Source organism: Caproiciproducens galactitolivorans, from assembly GCF_004768785.1.
Lineage (GTDB): Bacteria > Bacillota > Clostridia > Oscillospirales > Acutalibacteraceae > Caproiciproducens > Caproiciproducens galactitolivorans.
The window spans coordinates 42,298-58,840 of sequence record NZ_SRMQ01000009.1 but is presented as its reverse complement, the minus strand read 5'-3'; the positions used below and the strand labels follow the sequence as shown (position 1 = coordinate 58,840).

Genomic DNA, 16,543 nt, shown 5'->3' with positions numbered 1-16,543 from the left:
TCTATACGGGATTTCGTGATTCGAAAACCGGCTATATTTCTATGGAAAATTTTGCATAAAACATGGATATTTTATCCATTCATAAATTTATTATAAATTGGTGTTTGAAAAAAGTCAACGAACAACTCCCGATAAGGGTAAAACCTTGTAAAAAGCGGCAAACACAATCGTTTCCTATCCGGAAAGAACCGCTGAAATATAAAAAAGGGCCCGCGGCGGCTTCCTGCCGCAGGCACCTTTCCACTTATGTAAGAATGTTGAATCAGGCTTTAGAGCTTAATTGGGTGTTTTCTGTTGGCAGCTGATAGAAAAAGGATCGAAAGTACTAGAACAATCATGCTGAAAACGGCTACGACAATCACCACATGATACTGCCCGTTAAATCCATCAGGCGAAATATGTTTCATGAAAATCCCGGCAAAGGCCCACAGTACAGCCAGTCCGTACCCTATATTCTTTCGGTTGACCACACCGCAGACGCCTGCGACAAGTGCCAGCACCATTGCAATCGCCGTCCATGTCTGGTTGGAAAACCCGGTGAACCCTATGCTGACCAGCCACACGATGACATTAGCAATGGCGGCAACAGTCACCCATCCGAAATAAAGGCTGAACGGCAGTTTTACAAAAATCCATTCTTTCCCTGAAAATTCCTTTTTGTCAAGCCGAGACCCGATCACCGCCAAGCCGGCGAGCAGCGCAAGCAGAAGCAGGACGGAAAGGAAAATCATCCGGTAATGCCATGCAAAAAGCCACGCAACATTGGCCAAAGAAGTCGCCGCGAAAAGATATCCGATTTCCATTATGTAATCGTCCCTCGTATCTTCACTTCCGTTAAAAACGCCGAATTGGTAAAGCACAAACAGCGCCAGCAGAAAATAGATGCCCCCCCAAATCGAAAATGTGCAGGAAGCCGGGGTAAAAAGATTGGGATAGGCTTCGGATACCTCCCCCGTAGTAACTCCGTTTATTGGGAGAAGGTTTGCGAGGATATTTTGCGAGGATATTGATAATTACCAGAAAAACAAATGCGGCCGTATTCAGAATTTTTAAGGCGGCCGGCCCTTTCATGTCTGCCATGAATATCACCCCCCATAGTATATGAGAATTCATCGGATAAAATAATAAAAACAGAAAAAGATATATCGGATTTGTCATTTTGCTAAAATTTAATTGACTGATTTTGGTTGTTTATTTGGTTGAATTTGATTGACTATGACTGTATTTGAGTGTATTATAAAGTCAAAGGAGGGGATACCGTTGTTACCAGAAGAAAGATACGCCGCCATACTGAAAATGGTGGAAGAGAAAAGGGCTGTTACCGTATCGGAACTGACAGAAGCGCTTAACAGCTCCGAATCCACCATCCGCAGGGATTTGGCTGCGCTCGACAATATCGGGAAGTTAAATAAGGTCCACGGCGGTGCAACCGCAATCGACGTTTTCTATAGCACAAAGGACGACGACGTTTCTATCCGCCAGTCCCGCAATACGGAGCAGAAAAACGCCATCGGGAAATACGCGGCGTCTCTCATTCAGGAAAACGACTTTGTTTATATTGACGCGGGCACAACAACGGAAGCGCTCATTAATTATATAACGGAAAAAAACGCAGTTTACGTAACAAACGGAGCGGCCCTTGCGAAAAAACTGGCGCAGAAGGGCTGCAAGGTTTTTATCCTCGGCGGAGAGCTGAAAGTGGCAACGGACGCGGTTGTGGGCAACGAAGCGATTGCCTGCCTTCAAAAGTACAACTTTACAAAGGGTTTTTTCGGCACAAACGGAATCAGTACAAAAAGCGGCTATACCACGCCGGATGTGAGTGAAGCGTTGGTAAAAGCCGAGGCGCTTTCGAAATGTAGTGAAAAATACATTCTGGCGGACCCGAGCAAATTCAACAGCATTTCCCCTATCACTTTCGCCACCCTTGGATCGGCTGCGATCATTACAACGGTGTTAGAAGACCAGCAGTACAAAAAATATACGAATGTATTGGAGACTGATAAACCATGATTTACACGGTAACCTTCAATCCGTCCCTTGATTACATCGTGAAAGTAGATTCCTTCCGGCTGGGGGAGGTTAACCGCACCTACTCGGAAAAAATGCTTCCCGGAGGAAAGGGAATCAACGTATCCATCGTATTGAAAAACCTTGGCATCCAAAGCGTTGCCATGGGCTTTATTGCGGGCTTTACCGGGGACGAAATCCAAAAGCGCCTGAACGACTTCGGCTGTGAATCAGATTTTATTCGCCTCCAAAGCGGCTTGTCGCGAATCAACGTGAAGCTGAAATCAAACGAAGAAAGTGAAATCAACGGGCGTGGACCCCGGATTCGCGAAATGGACATAAAAAAATTGTTCGACCGGATTGACCGGATTTCAGACGGTGACGTGCTGGTCCTTGCCGGAAGCATCCCCAACACGCTTCCGGAGGATATCTACGAAAAAATCCTGGACCGCCTGAAAGGAAAAAACATTCTGGCGGTTGTGGACGCAACCCGCAACCTGCTTGTAAATGTTTTGAAATACCATCCCTTCTTAATCAAGCCAAACAACCATGAACTGGGCGAACTGTTCGGACGGAAACTGCAAAACGACGAAGACATCATCCGGTGCGCGAAAGAGCTGCAAAGCAGGGGCGCGCGGAACGTACTGGTTTCCATGGCGGGCGAAGGTGCGATTCTGGTAGAAGAAACCGGCAAGACGTATAAAAGCCCGGCGCCAAAAGGCGTTGTTCGTAACTCCGTAGGCGCGGGCGATTCCATGGTGGCCGGGTTCCTCGCCGGATATCTCGCCAACAGGGACTATCAGGAAGCTTTCCGCACAGGCATTGCCGCGGGAAGCGCAAGCGCATTTAGTGAGGATCTCGCTTCAAAAGAAGATATTCAGGCACTATTAAGGCAAATCGAAACAATTCAGAGGAGGAGTTAAAATGCGTATTACCGATTTGTTGAGCGAAAAAGGCATTGATCTGAATGCAAATCCGAAATCCAAAGCGGACGCGATCGACAGGCTTGTCGATCTGATGGATCAAAACGGAAATTTGAAGGACAAAGAAGAATACAAACGGCGCGTACTGGACAGGGAAAAAGAAGGTACGACGGGAATCGGCGAAGGCGTAGCGATCCCGCATGCGAAAACAAGCGCGGTATCGCGGGCCGGATTAAGCGCGATGGTCGTGAAAGACGGGGTCGATTATGAATCGCTCGACGGCGAACCCGCCCGCCTCCTGTTTCTGATCGCCGCGCCGCAGACAGAGGAAAACATCCATCTGGACGTGCTGGGCCGTCTGTCCGCATTGCTGACGGACGACGCTTTCCGCAAAAATCTGATTCAGGCAAAAAGCAAGGCGGAATTTCTTGAACTTATTAATGACGCGGAAACAAAAAAGCTTGCACAGGAGCAGAAGGAAGAAAAGCCCGAAGGATACCGCCTTCTCGCGGTAACCGCCTGCCCGACAGGCATCGCCCACACCTATATGGCGGCGGAGAGCCTGGAAAAAGCGGCGAAAAAGCTGGGCGTCAGCCTGAAAGTGGAAACCGACGGCTCCGGCGGAGCGGAAAATGTCCTGACCAAAGAGGAAATCGCCCAGGCGGAATGCATCATTATTGCGGCGGACCGGCAGGTCGAAATGCCCCGCTTCAACGGCAAAAAGGTTCTGCAGGTAAAGGCATCCGACGGCATCAACCGCGCCCCGGAACTGATTCAGCGCGCGCTGGACGGGAATGCACCCGTATTCCACAGCAGTCCCGACGGACAATCCGAGGAAGCGGCTCTGGAAAACGAAGGCGTTGGGCGGCAGATTTACAAGCACTTAATGAACGGCGTTTCCCACATGCTCCCGTTTGTCATCGGCGGCGGCATTTTAACCGCACTCTCCTTCCTGTTTGACAACTATGCAATCGATCCTTCCAAATTCGGAAGCAACACCCCGCTTGCCGCTTTTCTGAATACGGTCGGCGGCGCGGCGTTCGGCTTTATGCTTCCGATTCTTGCCGGGTACATTGCAATGAGCATCGGCGACCGCCCCGCGCTTGTGGCCGGTTTTGTCGGCGGCGCGCTGGCTGTTTCCGGGGGCTCTGGTTTTCTGGGCGCCCTGCTCGCGGGCTTTATCGGCGGATACCTGGCGCTCGGCCTGAAGAAGCTGTTCAGCGGCCTGCCGAAAAACCTTGAGGGGATCAAGCCCGTTCTGCTGTATCCGTTTTTCGGCGTGCTGGTGATGGGCCTGCTTATGACCTTTATCGTCAACCCACCCCTCTCCGCGTTCAATAAATGGCTGACAGACAGCCTGAACGGCATGGGCAGTGCCAGTAAGCTTCTGCTGGGCATCCTTCTTGGCGCGATGATGTCCATTGACTTCGGCGGTCCGATCAACAAGGCGGCTTACGTATTCGGCACCGCGTCCCTCGCGTCGGGCAATTTCAATATTATGGCGGCGGTTATGGTCGGCGGAATGGTTCCTCCGCTTGCGATCGCCCTTTGCACAACCTTCTTTAAAAACCGTTTTACAGCTCAGGAACGCCAGTCCGGCGTGGCTAACTATGTGATGGGCCTGTCCTTTATTACGGAAGGCGCGATTCCCTTTGCCGCCGCCGACCCCCTGCGGGTGATTCCCGCCTGTGCGATCGGCTCCGGAATTGCCGGCGGGCTTTCCATGCTTTTCGACTGCACTCTGCGCGCGCCGCATGGCGGCATCTTCGTATTCCCCGTGGTCGGCAACCCGCTGTTGTATATCGTTGCCCTTCTCGCAGGCTCCGTCGCGGGAATGCTTTTACTGGCTATTTTGAAAAAACCTGTCGATGAACAGGAATAAACCATATAAATCATGAGAAAAGGAAGCTGTAATGAAAGAATTCTGTTATGTTATTACCGACCCGGAAGGGATTCACGCAAGGCCGGCAGGAATGCTTGTGAAAGAAGCCGGAAAATTCACCTCCTCCATCAGGCTTATAAAAAACGGAAAAGCCGCGGACGCGAAACGCATTTTTTCCGTCATGAGCCTGGCCGCTAAAAAGGGCGAAACCATTCAAGTAACCGTCGACGGCCCCGACGAAGAAAACGCCGCCGCGGCAATCCGTGATTTTTTAGAAAAGAACCTTTGAAAATCTCCCTCTATTTGAGATAGTTCTCTCCCCTGGCCTTCGTATGCTACCACCATACGGAGGCTTTTCCTAAATTTGTACGGCGAATTCTTTCCTGCGCATCTTGACTCCGGCTTAAAATATGATATAATTTTGACAATACTATAGGTGAGTCGGAAAGACGAATTCTTACGGCAAACCTTGTGTACTTGAAAGAGAAATCGTACTGACTGCATGAGGGTTCGTCCCAAATGGAAAGGCGAGTGAATAGTAATGAAACCGGGGAACTGTCGTGCCCCGGTCTTGCTTTGCTGTCCCTGTGCCTTACCGGCACAGGGATTTTTTCTTTTCAGGCTTCACAAAATTTCGATAGGAAGAAGGGATGGAAATGGATTCACGAATCGCGCTTATTGGCATTGTGGTCGAAAACACCGACTCCGTCGAAAAAATCAACGCGATTCTGCACGAGTACGGAGAATACATTATCGGCAGGATGGGTGTACCCTACCATAAACGCCATATCTCCGTCATCAGCGTTGTCATGGACGCGCCCAACAACGTCATCAGCGCACTCTCCGGCAAACTGGGCATGCTGCCCCATGTCAGCACGAAAACCGTTTATTCCAAGCTGCCCGCTTCGGAAGCGCAACAGTAAGGACAACTGCCAATGAAAGAATTAATTGACAAGCTATATAAACAAAATATACTGCGTAAAGACGAGCTTTGCGCTCTGCTGGACAATCTGACGGCAAAAAGCGCCCCCTACCTTTTTGAAAAGGCAAGGAGCGTTACAAACAGGAATTTCGGCAACCGGATTTATGTACGCGGGCTGATTGAATTCACGAATTACTGCAAGAACGACTGTTTCTACTGTGGAATCCGGAAAAGCAACCGAAACGCCAAACGGTACCGCCTGACCAAGGAAGAGATCTTATCCTGCTGCGAAAACGGGTATTCCCTCGGCTTCCGCACCTTTGTTTTACAGGGCGGCGAGGACCCGTTCTATACGGATGACAAGATTGCCGACCTAGTGTTCTCCATCAAAAAAGCATACCCCGACTGCGCCGTAACTCTTTCCATCGGGGAAAAAAGCGAAGAATCCTACCGCAGATTCCGCGAAGCCGGTGCCGACCGCTACCTTTTGCGGCACGAAACGGCAAACCCGGAGCATTACGGAAAGCTGCACCCGCCGGAGCTTTCCCTTGCGAACCGCATGCGGTGCCTGGAACAGCTGAAAGGGCTCGGCTATCAGACCGGCACGGGCTTTATGGTCGACTCGCCTTACCAGACAACGGAAAACCTTGCCGAAGACCTGCTTTTTATCAAGCGATTTGACCCGCAGATGGTGGGGATCGGCCCTTTTGTCCCCCATCACGACACGCCCTTTGCCGATTTCCCGGCGGGAAAACTGGAAAGGACGCTGCATTTAATCAGCATTTTACGGCTGATGCTTCCGAACGCCCTGCTCCCCGCCACAACCGCCCTTGGCACCATTCATCCGGAAGGACGGGAAAAAGGGATTTTAGCCGGAGCAAACGTAGTCATGCCGAATCTTTCCCCGGTGGGCGTGCGGAAAAAGTACGAGCTTTACGACAACAAAATCTGTACTGGGGAGGAAGCCGCCGAGTGCCGTTTCTGCCTTCAGAACCGTATGCGGAAAATCGGATACGAAATTGTGGTGGACCGCGGCGATTACCGTCCCGCAAAAATGAACGATTAAAGGAGTTTTCACGATGTACGACTGCAAATCAAGAATCGCAACCGAATTCATCAACGACGAGGAAATACTGGACACCCTCGAATACGCGCGAAAAAACAAGAGCAACCGAGCGCTGATCGACAGCCTGCTCGAACGCGCGAAGGACTGCAAGGGCCTGACCCACCGGGAAGCCGCTGTGCTTCTTGAATGCGACCTGCCGGATGAAAACGAAAAAATGTTTCAGCTTGCAAAAGAAATCAAGTTGCGTTTTTACGGAAACCGGATCGTTCTGTTCGCGCCGTTGTACCTGTCAAACTACTGCGTCAACGGCTGCGTATACTGCCCCTACCATCATAAAAATAAGACCATTACCCGCAAAAAACTGACACAGGAGGAAATCGCCCGCGAGGTCATCGCGCTGCAGGATATGGGACACAAGCGGCTGGCGCTGGAAACCGGTGAAGACCCCGTCAACTGCCCGATCGAATACGTTCTGGAAAGCATCCACACGATTTACAACATCAAACATAAAAACGGAGCCATCCGCCGCGTAAACGTAAATATCGCCGCCACAACAGTAGAAAATTACCGCAAGCTGAAGGAAGCCGGAATCGGCACCTACATCCTGTTTCAGGAAACCTACAATAAAAAAAGCTACGAGGAGCTTCACCCAACCGGACCAAAGAGCAATTACGCCTACCATACCGAGGCAATGGACCGCGCAATGGAAGGCGGCATCGACGACGTAGGCATCGGTGTACTGTTCGGGCTAAATATGTACCGCTATGACTTCGTCGGGCTGCTGATGCACGCGGAGCACCTGGAAGCCGCCATGGGCGTTGGCCCTCACACGATCAGCGTACCGCGCATCCGGCCCGCCGACGACATTGACCCCGCCAACTTTACTAACGCCATTTCGGACGAAATCTTCGAAAAAATTGTAGCCGTCCTGCGGATTGCGGTTCCGTACACCGGCATGATCATTTCCACCCGCGAATCGCAGAAAACCCGTGAGCGCGTCCTTGATCTGGGCGTCTCCCAAATCAGCGGCGGTTCCCGCACCAGCGTCGGCGGTTACTGCGAGCCTGAGCCGGAAGAGGAAAACACCTCACAGTTCGACGTGAACGACACCCGTACGCTGGACCAAGTCGTCAACTGGCTGCTGGGACTCGGCTACATACCGAGCTTCTGCACGGCTTGCTACCGTTCCGGACGGACGGGTGACCGCTTTATGCAGCTTGTAAAATCCGGCCAGATTGCGAACTGCTGCCATCCGAACGCGCTGATGACGCTGAAAGAATATCTGGAGGATTATGCGTTGCCGGACACAAGGCAAAAGGGCGAAGCGCTGATTGCGAAAGAAGTCCAGAATATTCCGAACGAAAAAGTCCGCGCAACCGCCATGGAATATTTAACGGAACTGCACCATGGGAAACGCGATTTCCGTTTCTAAGCAGCGAAAGAAAAAGGAAAAGAGGGAAGAAAGATGAGTTTAACGGATACCCCAAGGGCAAACCGCCTGCACATTGGCATCTTCGGAAAGCGCAACAGCGGGAAATCCTCGCTGGTGAACGCGCTTACCCGGCAGGAAACCGCGCTGGTTTCGGATGTGGCCGGAACCACGGCCGACCCGGTCTTTAAGTCCATGGAAATCCACGGAATCGGGCCCTGCGTCTTTATCGACACCGCCGGCTTCGACGACGTGGGCGAGCTGGGGCAAATGCGCGTGGATAAAACCAAAAAGGTGATTGACCGAACAGATATCGCCCTTGTTGTTTTCAGCGGTCGGGACTTTTCGCAGGAAACCGCATGGGTGCATACCCTGCGCAAGCGGAAGATTCCCGTCATCTCGGTACTGAACAAATCGGACCTCCTTCCCGATTCGGGACAGCTCATTCAGGAAATTGAAAAAGCCTGCGGGTTAAAACCGGTTCTTGTCAGCGCGAAAGAAAGAACCGGAATGGAGAAAATTCGCGAGGAGCTAATTCGCCTTCTTCCTGAGGATTACGACGTAAAAAGCATTACCGGCGGCCTTGCGGAAAACGGCGACATTGTCCTGCTCGTCATGCCGCAGGACATTCAGGCCCCAAAAGGGCGGCTGATTCTTCCGCAAGTACAAACCATCCGCGACCTTCTGGACAAAAAATGTATCGTGCTAAGCGCGACGACTGACAAGCTGGACGAGTCCCTCGCCTGCCTGAAAGAACCGCCGAATCTGATCATCACCGATTCACAGGTTTTCAAGACTGTTTATGAGAAAAAGCCGAAGGAAAGCAAGCTGACCTCTTTTTCCATTCTATTCGCAAATTACAAGGGCGACCTGGATTACTATGTGGAAAGCGCCCATGCCATCGATTTCCTTTCGCAGGACTCCAGGGTACTGATTGCCGAAGCCTGCACCCACGCCCCGCTTGCGGAGGATATCGGCCGCGAAAAAATCCCCCGCATGCTGCGGAAAAGGTTCGGAGAAAAACTGACGGTGAACGTTGTGAGCGGTACGGATTTTCCGGAGGATTTAACGTATTATGACCTAGTTATCCAGTGCGGCGCCTGTATGTTTAACCGGAAATATGTGCTGTCCCGCATTGAACGCGCCCGCGCGCAGGGTGTACCCATGACAAACTACGGCGTTGCAATCGCCTATCTTTCCGGCATTCTTGACAAGATTGACTTACATTAAAAGAAGGGGAAGCCCGTTTGGGCTTCCCCTTCTTTTTCCCTGCGTTATTCTACTGTGATAACCGATACAGGGCAGCCTTCCTGCGCCTGAATGGCTTTGTCTTCCGCTTCGGGGGGAACATTCTCGTTCCAGACTTCGGCTACGCCGTCGTCGCCCATACGAAAAACTTCGGGGCAGGTCTCCGGGCAAAGCCCGCAGGAAATGCATCCGCTTCTGTCAAGTGTTGCTATCATAAACATCCCTCTTTCCGGTCAGAACTGACCAATTATCTTTTTAAGGAAAAGATTTCCTAATCCTATAGTTTGCCCCACCGCAGGAAATTATTCCACAAGGCCGATGAAAAATGTTCAAAATTCACCCAGAGCAGCCTGCTTTCACCGTTTGGTGTTCGGGCCTAAAGCAACCTTTTTCACATTATGCCCCTGATTCTGATTTTCCGCTTTCCCGGCGCGATTGGGCATATTATCCTGATCATCGGACCGTACCGTTTTTTGGTTATCCTCTCTCTTATTGTCCATAGCCCCTCCTACATCTTATGCGTCTGATTTGCTTCGGAAAGAATCCGGAATCCCATTTCCTGTATTTTGCCTTCAAGCCGGTTATATTCCACACCGGAATTGTCATAATCCACAGCTACCGTATCATTCCGATCATTGACGCTGACGGAAAGGACCCCGGGAAGGGAATCCAGCTCCTGTTTTATTTTCTTTACGTCTTTTTTACCGGACAAATTATCCAGCCGAAAATACACGCTTGCCTTCGACATACTATCACCTCAGCAATAGTATTTGACGAAACGGCGCAATTATCAGGCTTCCTCACCCGTTTTCTCATTCCGGATGCATGCAAGGATTGGTTTTAGGGCTTCGCGGTTTGTAAAGTCCGCCGGATGGTCGTAGCAGGCGAGCATGCCCTTCGCGTCCTTATCCGTGTCGGGCGCTTTTTTGAGCTTTACCTTCAACATATTCATCAGCATTTTATCGACCAAATTGCACTTACTGTAATTGAAACCGCCGCGCAGCAGAAAGAAGCGGATTTTTCCCCGTATTTCAGCAGGAAAATTGTATTTTTCTACCTTGTCGCAAATCTCGGGGCGGCAGGGGGATACTCCGACGCCGAAAACGATTATCTTCCTGTTCCCCAGTTCTTTCATATGTCTGGTAATCCGTTTTACTCCGTTAATCCCACCGGCATAAAGTCCGCCGCCGTACACGATCGTGTCATAACGAAGCAAATCTTCTACCTTTACATAATTCGCCTGCAAAAGGTCCGCGCCCGTATCCTCGGCCAGCCAGCGCGCATACCTTTCGGTATATCCTGTTTTGGATTTATAAACGACAGCTATTTTTTGCATAGCGCCCCTCCAAATCTATTTGGTCCGGCATTTCTCTAAAAAATCCCGGACGTTCCTCTCCTCTTTTTCCCGGTCGGGATTTAAACGCCCCAGCCGGTCACACAGACCCAGAAGGGCAACGTCGTCAATCGAAGTCTGGCTTTTCATTGCCGGAATGTCCGCGAACGGAAGGTCTTTGACCACGAACAGAATCTGCATGTGCCAACGCACCAGCGCGCATACTTTCTCAACAAATGTCGTGTCGTGGACAAACGGGGAAAGAAATTCATATGCCAGTTTTGCGCCGAGCTTATCGTGGTCATACGACGTAATCCTGCCCTTGCGGACTCTGGTTGTGCCCGGCTTCCCCAAATCGTGCAGCAGCGCCGCCCACATGAACACCCGCGGGTCGCTGCTTTTTTCTTTCGCCTTTGCGGCTTCGTCGATGACAAGCATGGTATGATTCCATACATTTCCCTCCGGATGGTGCTCCGGCGACTGCTGTGCGTCCTTTAAATGAAGGAGCATGGAAAACGGATGCTCCCGAAGCGCGCCTGCTTTGTCCAAACCTTTAAAATATTCGGAAGGGCAGCTGTCTTCCATCAGGTGCCGCTCCATTGCTTCAAACTGTCCCTGCTTTGATTCCATCCTATCCATCCCATCCGCCTAAAATTTATCCCGCTTTTTTATTTCGTCCTGCGCAATTACACCAATACCGTTTTAAGCGGCAAAATATAATTTTCCTTTATTATACAATACTATTATGCCAATGGACAATTCTTTTTATCAGCTTTATTGTAAAAAGAAAATGCAACCAATTTTAAAATCGATTGTGGCGCAAGGAGTAATTTTATCGACCTTGTTCCAGGCGAAGCAGCTTCTTTTTTATATCCAGCCCACCGCCGTAACCCACAAGCGAACCGTTCGCTCCGATTACACGGTGGCAGGGTATAAATATCGGAATCGGGTTCCGGTTGTTCGCCATACCCACCGCCCTGTATCCGCGGGGGCACCCTGCCATTTCCGCAATTTGCTTATAACTGCGCGTTTCGCCGTACGGAATGGACAAAAGGCATTTCCAAACTCTTTTTTGAAATTCTGTCCCTTCGGGAGAAAGTGGCAGGGAAAATTCCCTGCGTGTTCCCGCGAAATACTCCTTAAGCTGGCGGAACGCTTCCCTGTGCAATTGCGTTTCCGCAACAGTTCCCGTATCGTCCGGCAGTCCCCCGGGCAAAAGGGCATCGGTGATACCGGTATCCTTACAGCCAATCCCGATGTTCCCAATATCCATATCATAGAAAAACCACTTTTTCATTCCTTGCCCTTTCCTTCCTCCGGTAAAACCTGCTGAACACGGCTAACCTGACCGCCCTCCGCCAGCATAACCTTTATCCCATGCGGATGGCTGGGGCAGCGGGTAAGAATCCGCTTTACATGCCCGCGCGTCAGCCTGCCCGTCGGCTGATCTTTTTTCAGCACAATATCCACCAGCGCAAGATTTCGCTCTCCATTTTCCGTCCATAAGTCACCTGTTTTCCCGTGGTTCCAGCCGCTTTTCATAAATTTCCGTATAGATCAGCTTTCCACCGATACGTTCCGATTTCATCAGGCTGATTTTCCGCACCTGCTCCGTCAAGGGAGAAATCCGTCCCTCAAAATCGCGGATGGAAAAGCCGGAAGGGAAAACCACTTCCCGTCCAAGAGTGAGGTGCGGTTTGAACTCCCGGTTTTCAATGGAATATCCCGCAAACCGCAGAGCGGAGCAAAGCTGGCTGTGCACAGAAAGCAAAGTGTCGTTCTTTTCCACGCCGGCCCAACAGATATCGCCGCCATTCCGACGGAAGCACCCAAGCCCACCGACCGTCAGCACAAAGGGCTCTGCGGAAACCTTGTCCATTGCCTGCCTTACTTTCTCCACATTGTCCGTTTCCCCGATAAAGGCAAGCGTAAGATGCAGATTCTCCCGGCGGGAAAAGTTCCCGCCGGCGCCGTATTCCTTCAGCTTCTGTATCCACCCGGTAAGACGGTCTTTCACCGGTTCACTAAAATTTACAGCGATAAAAAGGCGCATGCCGTTCACCTGATTCCCCTTGCAATATTCGTAATTTGCGCATCGGTGTTCTCCTCAATAAAACCGATCACATGGTCAAGAATACTGTCCGCCTGGGAAACCGTACCGGCAACACAGGCAACCCCGATGACAGCCGTCTGATGCACGTCCTGCAAACCCGTTTCCGCGGCGGATACCGGAAAACGGTTCCGCACTTTATTAAGAATACTTTTTACCACCATGCGCTTCTCTTTGAGGGAACGAACCCATGGCGCGTACAGCGTTATTTCCGCCGCACCGATAATCATGCCCGCCGCCCCCTGTTCTGTCTTTGTTGCCAATATTATAGCAAAACAATTTTCCCCTGTAAAATCAAAAAATGGTTTGCAAAGGATCCGCAAACGCTCCGAACCGTGCCATTCCAATACCGTACAGAATATGGATATGCGGGCAGCTCCCCTGGAATCAGAATGTGGGCATGATCCGTTCCTAAAAACAGAATCCCCAAAACGCTGGCATCGCTGTGTTTGAACAGCCAACGTTTCGGGGGTATTTTTAAGGGATTATTGATAGGACAGGAAAATCGTCAAGCCGCGGTTATCCTTGTCAGTCAGATATTTCAAATTATTGGTATTGATCTTGCTGCCGGTACTGTTCGTATTTGCATCCAATACCCAATTCTGGATTTTATACGGCGAAACAGTTACCAGCTTCGCAAGGGTCTGGTCATAATCGACGCTGTCATCCACATAGAAGGAAACCGAAGCGCTCTTGCTCTGAATGGCGGAAGTGAAAGCGGCTATGGCAGCATTGTCGTCCGCACTATCCAGATTGCCGACCTTAATGCCCTTTACCTTAAAGTAGTTATCCGCCGTTGCGGTACAGACCGGAACCGTCAGGTTGCACTCCGCCGCCTTGCCGGTAATCTTGCCCTCAATCTGGGCATCGGTCAAGGTAGAAGCGCTCGGGAAAATCGTATGCGTCTTGGTAACCACCGCGTCGTTAATATTAAAGTAATTGTAAACCAGGGTGCTGCTGTCGCTCCATGTAATATCCAGATGATACCAGTTGCCGTTGATTTTGATAACATTCCACATATGGTTTACATTGTTGCTCTGCCCGGTCAAAAGCATGCACTGCAGGCCGGCATAGCTGCAAAGAAGCTGCATGGCTCTGGAGTATCCTTCGCATACGGCCTTGCCGTCAATCAGCACGCCATAGGCGGAAAACGCCTGCCAGATATTGTTATTGGTAACCGCGTCGTTATTGTATGTGCAATGGTCCGCAATATACTTAAAGAGGTACAGTTCGCGGTCAAACTCGTTCAACCCCGAGGGCATGCCCTTTATAATCTCGCTGATTTTCTGGTTCATTTTCTGAATCATGGTGTTGCACGTTGACTGCGGCGCAACCGAATATAGCTGGATATAGGTGCCGCCGCTGCCGTAAGAGTAGGAATACGCGTTTGCGAGCCAGAAAATCTGCGGGTTATCGTTCAGGAACGCCAACAGGATGATACGAAGCTGGGCTTCGGAAAGCTGCGTTCCGGAAACAAAGATTTTCTGCGTGGGGTAGTATCCCTCGGCGGTGGCCTTCACCGCGATTTTATAAACGCTCTGGAAAATCTGTTTATAAACATTCCGACTGGCAATGTCGGGAAGATAGTTATAGCCTTCCCGCTGGTCAATGTGTGTGTAGCCGCTCTGCGCCTGCGCCACGGTGCGGATAACGTTCAGGTGCGTACTGTTCTGCGCGGCAGAATCCTCTTTGATTTTTTTAATGGAAGAATTCCCGAAAACCTCTTTGGAAGACGCTTTAACAGCCGCCTTCTGCACAGCCTCCGGAGCTTTCGAAGCAACGGAACTTTTGGAATTTACAACCGAAGCAGCAGCTTGAGAAGACACCTCACTACCCAGCGCCGAATTGATATTAATATTTTGTATTTGCCCACAGCCGGACAGCGGCAGCGTCATCATTGCGGCAGCTAAAACACCCGCAACTACGGAGCGGATTCGTTTCTGGCTGATAAATTTCATTTTCCATTTCCTCCCGGTTGTTTTATGCGCACACATTATACCATGAAAATGTGAGTGTTGTGTGAAAATTTATAAAATAGTTAAAAAATTATTTTTTCACAACAGGGAAACAAGATTCGATTATGACAAAAACCCGCAATTTGCTTGCGGGCTCTATCTGTAAATTTAGATGCTAAAACTTAATTGTTTTCCGGGAAGAATTTCCGCGCGTCTCCGCTTTGAATTTCGCTTCAACCTTTACGCTTGTGGAAGCAATCGGTTTATTCTTCTTATAAACGGTAAAAACAATGTCGGACTTTCCGGCCTTCAGCGCGGTTAACTGGAAGGTCTTGTTGCTTATCTTTGTAACCTTAACGACCTTGCCGTTGTTGGAAGCCGCACGGACATAGACATTGGAGCCAACCAGATTCGCGCCGATTGTATAAGTGCTTCTGGGCGCGAACACCAAGCTCCTCGTATCCAAGGTAAGCGTACCATTGCCAATGGATTTAAAGGGGATTTTATTTTTCTCTGCATAAGTCTGGATGTAAGAATCTGTGTAGCCGTTGATCGTCAGACCACTACAGCCGTCGAACGCATATTTTCCCACCGATTTTACCGAGCTTGAAATGGTAATGTCCTTTAATTCCGTGCAGTCGCTGAACGCATAATTTCCAATGGAAGTTACGTCGTCGGGAATGGTAATCTGCATAAGGCTTTCGCACTCGCTGAATGTATGGACGCCGATGCTTGTCAGCTTATTGGAAAGCGTTACTTTTTTTAAGTCCCTACATTGGTCAAACGCATAAATCCCGATCGACTCAACGCTGTCGGGAATTACGATTTTCTTTAAGGAAGAGCATTCCTGAAAGGCATATTTCCCAATAGAAGTAACTGTGTTCGGAATTTTGACGGCGGTCATTTCCGTATGTTCCTTAAAAGCATAGTCGCCAATCGCAGTAACCGTATTGGGGATGGTGACCGTCGGCGCTGAACCATTGTATTTGGTAAGCACGCCGCGGACGATGGTGAAATCCGATTTTGCAGCCGAAGCAACCGCTGTGCCGCTATACTGCACAACTCCCGTCAGAATAGTCATAAGAAGAAAAAGGGACAGCACCTTTTTCATCCGTAATCGAATCAATTTTACTCCTCCTTCTATTTCCATAGAATAATATCCGTAAAGAATTGGTAATTTTTATTATACGCCGTTTATTCTGTTTTTTCAATATTAAAAAGTGCCGTCAAAACGCTGACAGCACTTTCAATTGGGAGGGGTATGAAAAAAAGTTATATATTAAATCCTTGAAAAGGAAGTTTTTTGGTCTGCCGGCCTATGGTTCGGTATTCCGTCCTGGGCCATAGGCTGATAGCAGTAATTTATTTCAGTATTTCGGTTATCCCCTTGGATTGATTTTAGTATACAAAGGAATTATGATATTAAAATGAAGATATTATAAAGGTAATAAGAAAAATGTGTTACGAAATTAAAAATGCGAATTTCCCATTAACCAGCGGTTGAAAAGCCTGAATGATTCTCATGGTCATTCAGGCTTTTTCGGCATAAGCTTATTTTATTTTATTGGATTTGTCCGGTCGTCATAGGCCGGGAAATGAGGCTCACGGAGAGTCCCTCCTTTCTGATTCTCGCCTCCCCTACAGAAAAACAGGAAACGGTTCAGA

General features: G+C 49.7%; 21 protein-coding genes. 8 read left to right on the top strand and 13 right to left on the bottom strand.

What is annotated here, in order from left to right:
* Positions 1-269 precede the first annotated feature (269 nt).
* Both CAGA_RS09550 and CAGA_RS09545 read right to left on the bottom strand, forming a co-directional pair.
* The gene (locus CAGA_RS09550; protein ID WP_135660231.1) at positions 270-803 is read right to left on the bottom strand and encodes a hypothetical protein; all 534 of its coding nucleotides are present in this window, start codon (positions 801-803) and stop codon (positions 270-272) included.
* A 31-nt stretch (positions 804-834) separates the two neighbouring features.
* Complete coding sequence (locus tag CAGA_RS09545; RefSeq protein ID WP_135660229.1) at positions 835-1,080, bottom strand: hypothetical protein; 246 nt, start codon at positions 1,078-1,080, stop codon at positions 835-837.
* Between the two features lie 180 nt (positions 1,081-1,260).
* Here CAGA_RS09545 and CAGA_RS09540 point away from each other — a divergent pair, with 180 nt between their 5' ends.
* The 8 genes from CAGA_RS09540 (at position 1,261) to hydF (ending at position 9,462) form a co-directional block, all read left to right on the top strand.
* Positions 1,261-2,013 carry a DeoR/GlpR family DNA-binding transcription regulator gene (locus tag CAGA_RS09540; protein ID WP_135660228.1) on the top strand — a complete coding sequence of 251 codons (753 nt, stop codon included), beginning with the start codon at positions 1,261-1,263 and terminating at the stop codon, positions 2,011-2,013.
* Positions 2,010-2,933, top strand: coding sequence for a 1-phosphofructokinase (gene pfkB / locus CAGA_RS09535; protein ID WP_135660226.1), 924 nt, complete (start codon positions 2,010-2,012; stop codon positions 2,931-2,933). Before CAGA_RS09540 ends, pfkB begins: the two co-directional genes overlap by 4 nt.
* A 1-nt stretch (position 2,934) precedes the next feature.
* On the top strand, positions 2,935-4,815 hold the full coding sequence (locus tag CAGA_RS09530; protein ID WP_135660224.1) for a PTS fructose transporter subunit IIABC: 1,881 nt from the start codon (positions 2,935-2,937) through the stop codon (positions 4,813-4,815).
* A gap of 31 nt (positions 4,816-4,846) precedes the next feature.
* Positions 4,847-5,104: an HPr family phosphocarrier protein gene (locus CAGA_RS09525; protein ID WP_135660222.1), complete on the top strand. Its 258-nt coding sequence runs from the start codon at positions 4,847-4,849 to the stop codon at positions 5,102-5,104.
* Between the two features lie 367 nt (positions 5,105-5,471).
* A complete protein-coding gene (locus CAGA_RS09520) occupies positions 5,472-5,738 on the top strand; it encodes a TM1266 family iron-only hydrogenase system putative regulator (protein ID WP_135660220.1) in 267 nt (88 codons plus the stop codon).
* 12 nt (positions 5,739-5,750) lie between these two features.
* Positions 5,751-6,803, top strand: a complete 1,053-nt coding sequence (gene hydE, locus CAGA_RS09515) for a [FeFe] hydrogenase H-cluster radical SAM maturase HydE (protein WP_135660218.1) — start codon at positions 5,751-5,753, stop codon at positions 6,801-6,803.
* Positions 6,804-6,816: 13 nt separating this feature from the next.
* A complete protein-coding gene (gene hydG / locus CAGA_RS09510; protein WP_135660216.1) occupies positions 6,817-8,235 on the top strand; it encodes a [FeFe] hydrogenase H-cluster radical SAM maturase HydG in 1,419 nt (472 codons plus the stop codon).
* Positions 8,236-8,268: 33 nt separating this feature from the next.
* Positions 8,269-9,462 (top strand): [FeFe] hydrogenase H-cluster maturation GTPase HydF, encoded by a 1,194-nt coding sequence (hydF, locus tag CAGA_RS09505; RefSeq protein ID WP_135660214.1) that lies wholly within the window; start codon positions 8,269-8,271, stop codon positions 9,460-9,462.
* Positions 9,463-9,506: 44 nt separating this feature from the next.
* On the opposite strand, the gene CAGA_RS09500 is transcribed toward hydF, so the two are convergent.
* From CAGA_RS09500 to CAGA_RS09455, 11 genes are all read right to left on the bottom strand, one after another.
* Positions 9,507-9,695 (bottom strand): ferredoxin, encoded by a 189-nt coding sequence (locus CAGA_RS09500; RefSeq protein WP_135660212.1) that lies wholly within the window; start codon positions 9,693-9,695, stop codon positions 9,507-9,509.
* A 141-nt stretch (positions 9,696-9,836) separates the two neighbouring features.
* Complete coding sequence (locus tag CAGA_RS12695) at positions 9,837-9,980, bottom strand: hypothetical protein (RefSeq protein WP_167875212.1); 144 nt, start codon at positions 9,978-9,980, stop codon at positions 9,837-9,839.
* Positions 9,981-9,988: 8 nt separating this feature from the next.
* Entirely contained in the window at positions 9,989-10,228 is a 240-nt protein-coding gene (locus CAGA_RS09495) for a heavy-metal-associated domain-containing protein (protein WP_135660210.1), read from the bottom strand.
* Between the two features lie 42 nt (positions 10,229-10,270).
* Positions 10,271-10,816 (bottom strand): flavodoxin domain-containing protein, encoded by a 546-nt coding sequence (locus CAGA_RS09490; protein ID WP_243113015.1) that lies wholly within the window; start codon positions 10,814-10,816, stop codon positions 10,271-10,273.
* Between the two features lie 15 nt (positions 10,817-10,831).
* Complete coding sequence (locus CAGA_RS09485; RefSeq protein ID WP_330566980.1) at positions 10,832-11,452, bottom strand: HDIG domain-containing metalloprotein; 621 nt, start codon at positions 11,450-11,452, stop codon at positions 10,832-10,834.
* A 193-nt stretch (positions 11,453-11,645) separates the two neighbouring features.
* A complete protein-coding gene (locus CAGA_RS09480; protein ID WP_135660206.1) occupies positions 11,646-12,110 on the bottom strand; it encodes a methylated-DNA--[protein]-cysteine S-methyltransferase in 465 nt (154 codons plus the stop codon).
* Complete coding sequence (locus CAGA_RS09475; RefSeq protein ID WP_135660204.1) at positions 12,107-12,355, bottom strand: YwbE family protein; 249 nt, start codon at positions 12,353-12,355, stop codon at positions 12,107-12,109. Before CAGA_RS09475 ends, CAGA_RS09480 begins: the two co-directional genes overlap by 4 nt.
* Positions 12,321-12,866 (bottom strand): RNA 2',3'-cyclic phosphodiesterase, encoded by a 546-nt coding sequence (thpR, locus tag CAGA_RS09470; protein WP_135660202.1) that lies wholly within the window; start codon positions 12,864-12,866, stop codon positions 12,321-12,323. Before thpR ends, CAGA_RS09475 begins: the two co-directional genes overlap by 35 nt.
* Positions 12,867-12,871: 5 nt before the next feature.
* A complete protein-coding gene (locus tag CAGA_RS09465) occupies positions 12,872-13,153 on the bottom strand; it encodes a DUF503 domain-containing protein (RefSeq protein WP_135660200.1) in 282 nt (93 codons plus the stop codon).
* 255 nt (positions 13,154-13,408) lie between these two features.
* Positions 13,409-14,881: a transglutaminase domain-containing protein gene (locus CAGA_RS09460; RefSeq protein ID WP_167875211.1), complete on the bottom strand. Its 1,473-nt coding sequence runs from the start codon at positions 14,879-14,881 to the stop codon at positions 13,409-13,411.
* 172 nt (positions 14,882-15,053) lie between these two features.
* Complete coding sequence (locus tag CAGA_RS09455; RefSeq protein WP_167875210.1) at positions 15,054-16,004, bottom strand: leucine-rich repeat domain-containing protein; 951 nt, start codon at positions 16,002-16,004, stop codon at positions 15,054-15,056.
* Positions 16,005-16,543 lie beyond the last annotated feature (539 nt).